Genomic DNA, 11,292 nt, shown 5'->3' with positions numbered 1-11,292 from the left:
CAGATAGATAGGTTATTTTTCCATTATGGGGTTCTATAAAAAAAGGACAGCCTCCATCAAATAGAGGCTGCCTGTTATTATGCGGGAGACCTGTTCAGTTTCTTAAAGAGGTCCGGAAAGTCGTTTCTGATTGTTTCTCGAATATCGCGGAATGCAAGGTGGCGAATGGGATAGGCTTTTACTTTTTTTAAGGTGGAGTGCTGGTTTCCTTTAAAGACATTAACTGTCTCTTCTAAAAATCTTTCCTGCTGAAACAGATGATTGTTTCGATTTTCAAAGATTTTGTTTTCTGTTTGCTCATAAATAATATAATAGTCTTCGATGATTTCACCACGGAACATTTCCTGCGTCTCGATTACTTCGTATACTTTCATCGGTATCAATCTCCTTAATAAAATTAATTTGCTCTTTTCTAAAGATAGGAAATTTTATAAGGCTGTCCGCTGATTTCCGCTACGGACACATGCTTTCCGCGGGGAGGAACGGGAGCCTCCTCGGTTTTACAGGAGTCAAGTTTCCTCCGCTTTAATCAACTCAGCTGATAAACTTAGTTATCCGCTTAGAAACATAGAACCTTAAGAAAACAGCCATTAATTCAGAGTGACGAAAGTGATAAAATAATTCCCATTGGCAAAACCAGCATCCTGATACTTTGGATACTATGATTTACTTCGCTTGAACATGCCTCCGCATGCAAATTTCAGTCTATTGGCTTATCCTCTCGCTCTGCAGGATTTCGATCCTGGCAGCACCGGTTTTCTGGGCGGCTTTTACTACGGCATCCCTTACGGCCGGAACAACTCGGCTGTCGAGCGGTCCTGGTATTACATAATCCGGTGATAAGTCTGTAGCGTCGATTAATCCGGCGATGGCCTCGACAGCTGCCATCTTCATTTCTTCATTAATTTCAGTAGCCCTGACGTCCAAAGCCCCTCTGAAAATCCCCGGGAATGCGAGGACATTATTCACCTGGTTAGGCAAGTCAGAGCGTCCTGTTCCTACCACTTTGGCTCCTGCCTCCTTTGCCTCTTCCGGCATGATTTCTGGAACCGGATTTGCCATGGCGAAAATAATGGAATCCTGACTCATTGTCTGGACCATTTCCTTTGTTAAGGCTCCTGCAGATGAAACCCCGATAAACACATCAGCGCCGATAATAACCTCTTCAAGCGGACCCTGCCGTTTGTCTGGATTGGTGGTTTTCGCCACAGACTCTTTGACAGGGTTCATACGCTCCTGCCTTCCTTCATAAATCGCTCCCTTTGTATCGCACATGATGATATCTTTTACACCCATATTGAGGAGCAGTTTGATAATCGCGATTCCTGCGGCACCTGCCCCATTGATTACGATTTTTATTTTTTCCATTTGTTTATCAACAAGCTTTAAAGCATTTTTTAAACCGGCAGCCGTTACGATGGCTGTTCCATGCTGGTCATCATGAAAAACGGGAATGTTCATTTCCTGCTTAAGGCGTTCTTCAATGTAAAAGCAATTAGGTGCCGCGATATCTTCCAGGTTGATGCCTCCAAAGGAAGGCTGCAGCAGATTAACTGTTTTAATGATTTCTTCGGGATCCTTCGTATCAAGGCAAATTGGAACGGCATCAATTCCTGCAAAAGCTTTAAATAGGGCAGCCTTCCCCTCCATGACTGGCATGGAGGCTTCAGGGCCAATGTCGCCAAGCCCCAGCACCGATGTTCCGTCAGAGACAACCGCGATTAAATTGCCTTTTATTGTATAATCATAGACTTTCTCAGGCTGGTCATGAATTTTCCGGCATGGCTCTGCTACTCCTGGGGAATAGGCTAAGCTTAAATCCTTCATGCTGTTCAGCGGCATTTTCACATCAATTGATAACTTCCCTCGAAACTTCTCATGAAGCAATAAAGATTCTTTCTGCAAATCCATCTTAACCATCTCCCCAAATTGAATATTGTTAATTTTCAGTATTATATTGTTGTAGATTATTATATAATGAATGATATCCATAAATGAAATACATATAATCTATAATCATTATGCCTTTTGGTTATATGAAGGGGGGATCTGTTTGGATATACGGCATTTGGAATATTTTGCTGAAGTAGCTCAGCACTTAAGTTTCACAAAAGCATCACAGACCCTGCATGTCACCCAGCCATCCATCAGCAAAGCCATAAAAAACCTCGAAGGCGAACTGGGGGTGCCGCTTTTTTACCGGTCATCGAAGCAGCTTGAATTAACGGATGCGGGAAAAGCGGTGCTGATTAATGCAAAGAAAGTGCTGGACGCATTTAAAAACCTGACTTTGGAGTTAACAGATGTGACGGAGCTGAAGAGCGGTGAAATCAAAATTGGCATCCCTCCTATTGTAGGTGCCGCTTTTTTTTCGCAGCTCATCAGCCAGTATAAAGAAAAATTCCCATTGATTGAAATTAAATTAACAGAGGTAGGCACAAAGAAAATTAAAAAGGGCGTAGACGATGGAACATTGGATATTGGCCTTATTTGTACGGTGCCTGCACAAGGCAGCAGCTTTGAAATTATTAATGTTTTAAAGGACCCCTTAATGCTTATTGTCCATCGTGAACATCCGCTGGCTTCAAATAGTGAGGTACACTTTTCACAATTGGCGAATGAGCCCTTTATACTCTACCGGAAAGATTTCACCCTTTACGACCTGATCATTGAGGAGTGCTCGAAAAGCGGATTTCATCCCAATATTGTCTGTGAAAGCTCACAAAAGGACTTCCTGCTGGGGATGGTTGAAGGAAAACTGGGGATCACTATGCTGCCAAGTAAAATCTGTCAGAATATATACAGCCAAGACCTTGTTGTTCTGCCAATCTCTGAATCTGCTATAAATTTGGAGCTGGGGATGATCTGGAAAAAGGAAAAGTACTTATCGTTTGCGGTTCGGGAGTTTATCGCCTGTTCAGAGAGTTATTTAGAGAATGGACTATGAAAGAGCCGTCGCAAAAATGAAAAATGCGACGGCTTTTTATTTCTAGTTTTATTGTTTGCAAGCCTTTATAAATGCATCAAAAATAGCTAAGGATGGGTGATCGTTCTTTTGTGTCATGCATTCAGGGTGCCACTGTACCCCTAATACAAAGCTATGCTTGTTACTCTCAAAAGCCTCAATGACTCCATCATTTGCCTCGGCACATACCTCAAAGTTTTCAGGCATCTTGCGGACAGCCTGATGATGATAGCTGTTTACTTTAAAACTTAGCTCACCAGTGGCTCTGTGCAGAAGAGAATTTCTTTTTACATTTACAAAGTGGGACGCATGCCACCGGGGTGCTTTTTGGGCATGCTGCAAAAGAGGGACGCCCATCTGGAAATAGATGTCTTGATACATATCACCCCCAGCAGCAATACTGAGGATTTGGCAGCCCCTGCATATGGCTAAAATTGGTTTATCAAGAGCCAGCATTTTTTTAATAATGCTGAGTTCAAACGTGTCTCTTTCAGGACAGATGCTTCCCAGATTTTGATGGGGTTCTTCACCAAATAGGGTGGGATCGATGTCCCCTCCACCCGTAAGAAGCAGCCCATCCATCTCTTCAGCTAATTTTTCAATTTTGCCATCTTCCAGCAGATTAGGCAAAACAATTGGAACGGCCCCTGCGTTTACTAATGAATGGATATTATCCATTGAAACGGAAAGCTGCTTGTCATCTAAATTCGATGTAACCCCTATAATTGGTTTCATTCGGCACCTCTGGCTATATAGTTTAGGAGATTATTCTACAAAACCGGGAGGAAGTCCTACCTGCCTGCAATTAAAAAATGGAAAAAACAAAGAAAAAAAGCTGTCCACCTTTGGACAGCCCTAGCTTCTTAATTAATATGGATCCGTTTCACGGCTTTTCTCAACAGCTTCCTTTGCTGCCTCGTTTTCAGCAATCGAACCCTGGCCATATTTGGATCTTCCAGCGTCTCGGCCAGGCACTTGCTCTTCCCCGCTCATTGCCAGCAATTCTTTCATGACTTTCTCGGTTCCTTCCTTCACACGGCGTCCATAATCTTCATCAGCCTGTGTGAAATGCTCAAACATAGCATCCTGAATACGTTTGTCACATACCGCCAGTGCTTCAGAGAGGTTTTTGATTAATTCCTCGCGCTCCCAATCTTCAAAGCTCCGATATGTATGGCCTGCCTGACCATAATTATTTGGACGATCGATAGGTGCGCTCATGGCTGCAGCATTATAGGTTGGCCGATGCGGTGTGCGCCCTTCCTCAGGTGCTTCCTTGAAGCCGCCCTTCATCGATGGCTCATAGTTAATATGCGGATTTTCTCCCGATTCTTTAGGGTCACGAGTATCCATTTGGCCGCGCTGCTGGTTTGTGCGAACAGGTGCTTTCGGCGCGTTCACCGGTAATTTCAGATAGTTTGCCCCTACGCGATAGCGCTGTGTATCGGAATAAGAGAATGTCCGGCCCTGAAGCATCTTATCATCAGAAAAATCCATTCCGTCAACGAGTACCCCTGTACCGAAGGCAGCCTGCTCAATCTCTGCATGATAATCCTCTGGATTGCGATCAAGAACCATACGGCCAACAGGAAGCCAAGGGAACTTATCTTCCGGCCAAAGCTTTGTATCATCAAGGGGATCAAAATCCAGTTCAGGATGGTAATCATCCTCCATAATCTGTACAAATAGCTCCCATTCAGGATAATCTCCCCGTTTAATTGACTCAAATAAATCCTGTGTGGCATGACCGACATTTTTCGCCTGAATTTCGTTTGCCTCTTCCTGTGTCAGGTTGCGGATGCCCTGCTTCGGCTCCCAGTGATATTTCACCAGTACCGCTTCCCCTTTTTCATTCACCCATTTATACGTATTGACGCCGGAGCCTTGCATATGACGGTATGTAGCGGGTATTCCCCAAGGTGAAAACAAGAATGTAATCATGTGTGTGGCCTCAGGTGTCCTGGATACAAAGTCAAACATCCGCTCGGGATTTGACACATTTGAAACAGGATCAGGCTTGAAGGCGTGAATCATATCAGGGAATTTCATCGCATCTCGGATAAAGAAGATTTTCAGGTTATTACCGACTAAATCCCAGTTTCCATCCTCTGTGTACATTTTTACTGCAAAGCCGCGCGGATCACGAGCCGTTTCCGGTGAATCTTTTGCCCCTGCAACTGTAGAAAAGCGTACCATCAATGGCGTCTTCTTCCCTGCACCAGAAAAAACCTTTGCGCGTGTATACTTTTCGACCGGCTCATCCCCAACTTTTCCGTATGTCTCAAAGTAACCGAATGCCCCTGCTCCTCTTGCGTGAACCACACGCTCCGGTACTTCTTCCCTGTCAAAATGGGAGATCTTCTCAATGAAATGGTAATTCTCCAAGGTCGCTGGTCCCCGATTGCCTATCGTACGGATGTTTTGGTTATCAGTAACAGGATGTCCCTGCCGAGTCGTCAGCGTCTCACGCTTTACATCTTGATCATTTGCTGAATTCCTATCATTATTCTTTGCCAAAATCAGACCTCCTAATATTTTATGACGATATTTTACCTCGGTTTTAGAAATTTATACCTGGATTTTCCTGTATTGTTAGGTGATGGGGTTTCTTCCAAAACACAATTACTTCAGGTGTTATCATACCCTGTGTGGCTGAAATGAAACCTTTTTACGAAAAAAGCTCCTCGTTTATTTGTTCGAATAATGTTCTTGCCTTTGTAAAAAAATACTCTTGTCCAAAGGGGGGTGAAGACGTGCCTAATCTAAATGATAACAAGTTCAAAAAAATTCAATCGGAAAGCCAGAAGCAGGGTAAAACATACGAAGAGTATGCTGCTGAACTGGAAGAGAACAAAATGAAGGCTCAAAAAAGAAAATAGAAGAAAAGAAGACACGCGCTTTTCCCTTCAGCTTTTACGGGAACAGGCGCTTTTTATATTTTTAGACCTTTTCTTAAAACAACATATTAAAAGTCATTTATGAATATTTTTGTATAAGCAATTTAGGGAGGGGTTTAAATGGCGAAAAGAAAAACGAAGAAAATTTTATTATTTTGTGACCCTGGAATTGACGACTCTCTTGCAATTATTTATACATTGCTGGACCCAGATCTTGAACTGGTCGGACTTGTTACAAGCTATGGGAATGTAACGGAGGACCAGGCAACATCAAATGCCTATTATCTGCTAGATCTGGCTGGACAAAAAAATATTCCTATTATTCCTGGTGCTGCTCAGCCTGTTCAGCAGGAAAAAGTTACGTACTATCCGGATATCCATGGAGCCGAAGGGATTGGACCTATTCAGCCTCCTGCTGATATGAAATATCAAACCTATCCATTTGATACAATAGGTATCCTTATTGAAAAGTATCAGAAAGACTTGATTATTGTTGATACCGGAAGATCTACTAGCTTGGCGATAGCTTTTATACTCTTTGACGAACAGATCAAGCAAGTGGGAGCTTTTTATATCATGGGCGGTGCTTTCTTTGTTCCCGGGAACGTTACACCTCTTGCAGAAGCCAATTTTTATGGTGACCCTACCTCTTCCAATTACATTTGTAAATATGCCAATAACCTTACGATTACCCCTCTAAATGTAACAGAATTCGCCTTATTGACCATGGAAACAGTGGAATATGTAACAAATACAGCTACAAACCCTTTCACCATTTTATTAAAACCTATTTTCGAGTACTATTATAAGGCTTATCAGAAGCTGGTTCCCGGCATTAAAGGAGCACCTATTCACGATCTGCTTACTATCATGATCATCAATAATCCTGCTATAGCAGAATACATTTATTACGACGTAAGTGTTATAGATGGAACTGTAGAAGGAAAGGGTTTATCATACATTGATATCCGGCCTGGCAGCCAGAAGGGAAAGACCAGAATAGCCGTTAAACTTGACTACGATGGCTTTATCAATGAGTTTGTCAAAGTTATGCTTGCCTAAAATTATGAATGTCTGATGCCGCCTATGCTGCTGACTCCCTTAGCAATTTGTATGTCCCCCTGTAGGTTCAATTTCCTCATGTATTTAAAAGTTAACTGCAAAGTTAGAGCTCATGTTAACCCGATTTCTGCTGCAGGATTTTTTGTCCAGCCTAGATTGTATACTCATTTAAAAATTTGAACAAATATCCCTTTCACCTTTATATCGACAGGAGATATTTAATAATTTGTCCGCATCCCGTTCATAGTTTGTTAACATTTACGTATTACAATGAATTTGTACCGAAACATCATACAGCCCTTTTTCTTTACCCCTTCAGGTCCGGCCCTTATTGAGAGGCCGGATTTTTTTATTTATGTCTTCCACACTTCCAAAAATTTAATCACCCTGCATGCTACTATTTCCCTGTAGAGTTCAAGATAACTAACTGGAGGGATTAATATGAAACATAGGAAATTAGTAAAATTAGCTGTGGCCGGTTTGGTGTCTGCATTGTTTCTAACTGCGTGCGGTGAAAGCGAGGGTTTATCAACAAAAAGCAAAACAGAGGAAAATGGCGAGGAGCAAAGTGCAAAGCCTGAGGAGAAAAAAGAAGAATCAAAGGCTGGCTCCCGCTCCAATCCGATAAAAGTAAATGAGATGACTGCGATTGAAACGGTCACATACGATGATTCATCAAAAGAATATAAAACAAAGATCGAGCTGTCAGTAGAAGAGGTCATTCGCGGACAGGATGCACAGGACAAACTGAAGGAAATGAATGAGTTTAACGAGGATGCACCTGAAGGTTATGAATGGGTTCTTGTAAAGAGCAAAGTAAAAGTTGCCGACTCTGAAACAGAGGACCATCCATTCACGATCGATGGAATCATGAACTTTAAATTTGTCAGCGAGAGCGGCGATGTATACAGCGGCGATACTGTCGCAACAGCAGAACCTGATTTTTCTTTTGAAATGTATAATGGAAACGAGAAGGAAGGGTATATAGCCGGTTTAGTAAAAACCGGCGAGGATGCCAAAATGGAATATGATTCCTGGGTAGGAAATACCGTGTTTTTTGATTTGAAATAAAACTTCAAAGCCCCTCTCATTAGTGAGAAGGGCATTTTTCCATCATCCTTTTCCCGCCTGGAATCCGGGATATTGTGTCATGCCTCCGTCAGCATATAATGTCAGTCCGGTGACATAGCTCGCTTCTGTGGAAGCCAGCCACACTGCACAAGCTGCGATTTCTTCGGGCTTCCCGATGTAGCCCATAGGAATGAGCTCAAGGACACCTTTTTTCAATTCAGGATCTGAGAATTTTTCAGCATTAATCGGTGTATCAATAGCACCAGGGGCAATGCAGTTCACCCTGATTCCGTGCGGGGCAAATTCAAGAGCGAGAGTCTCGGTCATCAATTTGACCCCGCCTTTGCTTGCGGCATAGTGAACAAAATGGGGCCAGGGAATTTCCTGATGAACAGATGACATATTAATGATCGAGCCTTTTATTTTGTTTTCCAGCATATAATCAAGGGCTTCCCGGCAGCCAAGAAATTGTCCCGTCAAATTCGTCGATATAACTTTATTCCAATCCTCAAGGGTGAGTTCTTCAGATGGGACTTCATTTTCGATTCCCGCGTTATTGATCATGACATCGAGGGAACCGAACGTGTTAATTGCATGGGCAATCATTCTTTTAATATCCTCTTCCTTTGTAACATCCCCCTGGATGGCAGATGCACTTCCGCCTGCATTTTCAATCGTTTCAATGATTCCCTGCAGTTCCTGTTCCTCATTAAAATAATTGATGACAACCTTCGCTTTTTCAGCACCGAATCGCTCAGCCATTGCCTTCCCGAGCCCGGTAGCTCCGCCGGTAATGACGATAACTTTGCCTTCAAGACTTGGATACATAAGATCCGCTCCCTTATTTTTATTTTTTCGTAAAGCCCAGCAAAACTCCACCTGCGATAATAAACAAACAGCCCAGGAGAACCATAAACACCTGCTTTTTGCTTTTGCGTTCATTTAAAAAGAAAAGCCCGCCAATCGTCGATATGACAATTCCGGTCTGGGAGAGTGAAAAGCTGGTGGCAACGCCGATTTTCGGCAGTGAAAGCAGCAATCCCAGATTCCCGGTGCTCCAAATCAGTCCCGTAATGATATTCCTTATAGCAAATTTGTTATATGGCTTGCGGCGCAGAGTTATGAGGAATGCTCCTGTTACCATCCCAATCGCCTGCGGCAGAATCGCAGACCAGCCGTCAATATCAAACCAGCGTATTAAAACGACATACCCCACAAAACCTGCCGTCGATAAAAGCAGTACAAGCAATCCTTTCTTGAGACTTTTCCCCTGTTCCTTGTCATCCCCCTGTTTCAGAGAAGTCAGAACGGCACCAACAATGATGCAGACAAGAGAGGAGACCCCGATGAATACTCATCGTTGTTTCCCATTCTTTAAAAATGAATACCCCAAAAAAAGTTGTTCCAATAAGCTGCAGACCTGTGGACATCGGAGCTGTCTTGGCAACTCCCAAATAGCGGACTGCCCCAAACTGATTTTTCTGCCCGATTGACCAGAACAAACCAGAAATAAAGCCGACTGCCCAAACAATATTGGACAGATCCGGCCTCTTGAAAAGATAGACAGCGATGGCAAATAACAGGGCACCTATTGTCGTACCAAGTGTCTGGCTGTCCTCGTCACCGCCAAGCTTGTTGCTGACAAATACAATGCTGCCCCAGGAAACCGCTGCTATGAGGGCTAGTAGAATTCCAGTCATGGTGTATACCTCATCTTTCGATTTTATGTACATTTTTAGATTGCGGCTATAGAAAGGCTCTTATTCCACAAGCAAAAAAAGTATTAAATTCTTTATTATTCTTTCCACAAAAATAAACAAGTGAAACCAATAGCATCAGCAATCTATCTTAATAAAAGCTGTTTGACAGATATTTCAATATAATAATTTATCGCACAATTTATAATATTTGTGTTAAACTAACAAATATCACTGTCAAATAACAGTGACAAGCAATTATTCTCTTTTATATAATAATCACTTCGGAGGGAATTCTATGAAAAACGCAATCAGCAAGTGGAACCAAATAAGCCTGGTCAAAAGAATTCTGCTGGGCATCATCGCAGGTGTCGCCCTGGCTTTGACCATTCCTAAAGCAGCGGGATGGATCACTATCTTCGGCACTCTTTTTGTAGGTGCATTAAAAGCTGTAGCGCCGGTATTGGTATTTTTCCTGGTAATGCACGCCATTTCCAAGCATAGAAGCGGCCATAAGACGAATATGAAATCTATTATCGCCCTTTATGGATTAAGTACTTTTCTGGCTGGATTTGTAGCAGTTGTTGCCAGCTTTATTTTTCCGGTTACCCTGTCACTTGCTCCCGGAGCTGAGGATGTAACACCTCCTGGAGGGATAGCAGAAGTTCTTCAAACCCTTCTGACTAACGTAGTGGACAACCCGGTCAATGCACTGATTAATGGTAACTATATCGGTATTCTGACTTGGGCAATTCTCCTCGGCATTGCTTTAAGAAAATCTGCTGATACAACAAAAAACATGCTCGCAAACTTCTCAGATGCAATCTCGACTTTAGTAAAATGGGTAATTAGCTTCGCTCCAATCGGGATCATGGGTCTCGTGTTTGATGCGATAGTCACCAATGGTCTTTCAGCATTGCTTGATTACGGAAAACTGCTTGCAATCCTGCTCGGTTCTATGTTCTTTATTGCTCTCGTTGTGAATCCGCTTATCGTATTCTTAAACATTCGCAGGAACCCATATCCTCTAGTATTTAAATGTCTGAGAGAAAGCGGAATGACAGCATTCTTTACGCGCAGCTCAGCAGCGAACATCCCTGTAAATATGAGCTTATGCGAAAAGCTTGGGCTGGATGAAGATACTTATTCCGTATCCATCCCATTAGGCGCAACGGTTAACATGGCAGGTGCAGCTGTTACAATTTCTATTCTGACTCTTGCTGCTGTCCATACACTAGGCATTCAAGTGGACTTTGCAACTGCTCTTATCCTTAGCGTATTAGCAGCAGTATCTGCCGCAGGTGCATCAGGTGTTGCAGGCGGTTCGCTTCTTCTCATCCCTTTAGCAGCCAGCTTATTCGGAATACCGAACGACATCGCGATGCAGGTTGTGGGTGTAGGATTCATCATAGGAGTTCTTCAGGATTCTTGTGAAACGGCCCTTAACTCGTCATCAGATGTTCTATTTACCGCAACTGCTGAATATGCAAAGAAACGCAAAGAAGGCAAAATTGTAAAAATCAGTGCCTGATTACGAAATACAGTTGCCAGTCCTTCTGGCTCCTAAACAAAAAAGCCCTCTCATGGAGAAGGCTTTTTT

General features: G+C 42.8%; 10 protein-coding genes and 1 pseudogene. 5 read left to right on the top strand and 6 right to left on the bottom strand.

Translation table 11 applies throughout. The features are described 5' to 3' along the window. Positions 1-77 precede the first annotated feature (77 nt). Entirely contained in the window at positions 78-374 is a 297-nt protein-coding gene (locus tag A361_RS11370) for a hypothetical protein (RefSeq protein ID WP_019382019.1), read from the bottom strand. Positions 375-705: 331 nt separating this feature from the next. Further along, the gene (locus A361_RS11365) at positions 706-1,911 is read right to left on the bottom strand and encodes an NAD(P)-dependent malic enzyme (RefSeq protein ID WP_019382018.1); all 1,206 of its coding nucleotides are present in this window, start codon (positions 1,909-1,911) and stop codon (positions 706-708) included. Positions 1,912-2,053: 142 nt separating this feature from the next. On the opposite strand from A361_RS11365, the gene A361_RS11360 reads away from it, so the two are divergent. Further along, entirely contained in the window at positions 2,054-2,947 is an 894-nt protein-coding gene (locus A361_RS11360; RefSeq protein WP_019382017.1) for a LysR family transcriptional regulator, read from the top strand. 48 nt (positions 2,948-2,995) lie between these two features. Here the strand turns inward: A361_RS11360 and A361_RS11355 are convergent, their stop codons facing one another. Together A361_RS11355 and A361_RS11350 are read right to left on the bottom strand one after the other, a co-directional pair. Next, the gene (locus A361_RS11355) at positions 2,996-3,700 is read right to left on the bottom strand and encodes a gamma-glutamyl-gamma-aminobutyrate hydrolase family protein (protein WP_019382016.1); all 705 of its coding nucleotides are present in this window, start codon (positions 3,698-3,700) and stop codon (positions 2,996-2,998) included. A gap of 132 nt (positions 3,701-3,832) precedes the next feature. Next, a complete protein-coding gene (locus A361_RS11350) occupies positions 3,833-5,482 on the bottom strand; it encodes a catalase (RefSeq protein ID WP_009330470.1) in 1,650 nt (549 codons plus the stop codon). A gap of 236 nt (positions 5,483-5,718) precedes the next feature. Here A361_RS11350 and A361_RS31230 point away from each other — a divergent pair, with 236 nt between their 5' ends. The 3 genes from A361_RS31230 (at position 5,719) to A361_RS11340 (ending at position 7,995) form a co-directional block, all read left to right on the top strand. Beyond that, entirely contained in the window at positions 5,719-5,844 is a 126-nt protein-coding gene (locus A361_RS31230) for a hypothetical protein (protein WP_019382015.1), read from the top strand. 138 nt (positions 5,845-5,982) lie between these two features. Continuing rightward, a complete protein-coding gene (locus A361_RS11345) occupies positions 5,983-6,924 on the top strand; it encodes a nucleoside hydrolase (RefSeq protein WP_019382014.1) in 942 nt (313 codons plus the stop codon). Between the two features lie 441 nt (positions 6,925-7,365). Then, positions 7,366-7,995 (top strand): hypothetical protein, encoded by a 630-nt coding sequence (locus tag A361_RS11340; protein ID WP_019382013.1) that lies wholly within the window; start codon positions 7,366-7,368, stop codon positions 7,993-7,995. Positions 7,996-8,037: 42 nt separating this feature from the next. Here A361_RS11340 and A361_RS11335 read toward each other — a convergent pair whose 3' ends face one another. Together A361_RS11335 and A361_RS11330 are read right to left on the bottom strand one after the other, a co-directional pair. Continuing rightward, complete coding sequence (locus A361_RS11335; RefSeq protein WP_009330474.1) at positions 8,038-8,823, bottom strand: glucose-1-dehydrogenase; 786 nt, start codon at positions 8,821-8,823, stop codon at positions 8,038-8,040. A 19-nt stretch (positions 8,824-8,842) separates the two neighbouring features. After that, positions 8,843-9,695, bottom strand: a pseudogene (locus A361_RS11330) (GRP family sugar transporter). Positions 9,696-9,990: 295 nt separating this feature from the next. Here A361_RS11330 and sstT point away from each other — a divergent pair. Beyond that, on the top strand, positions 9,991-11,223 hold the full coding sequence (sstT, locus tag A361_RS11325; protein WP_019382012.1) for a serine/threonine transporter SstT: 1,233 nt from the start codon (positions 9,991-9,993) through the stop codon (positions 11,221-11,223). Positions 11,224-11,292 lie beyond the last annotated feature (69 nt).

Origin of the sequence: Cytobacillus oceanisediminis 2691 (genome assembly GCF_000294775.2) — a bacterium.
Classification (GTDB): domain Bacteria; phylum Bacillota; class Bacilli; order Bacillales; family Cytobacillaceae; genus Cytobacillus; species Cytobacillus pseudoceanisediminis.
This window is presented reverse-complemented; position numbering and strand designations above follow the sequence as displayed.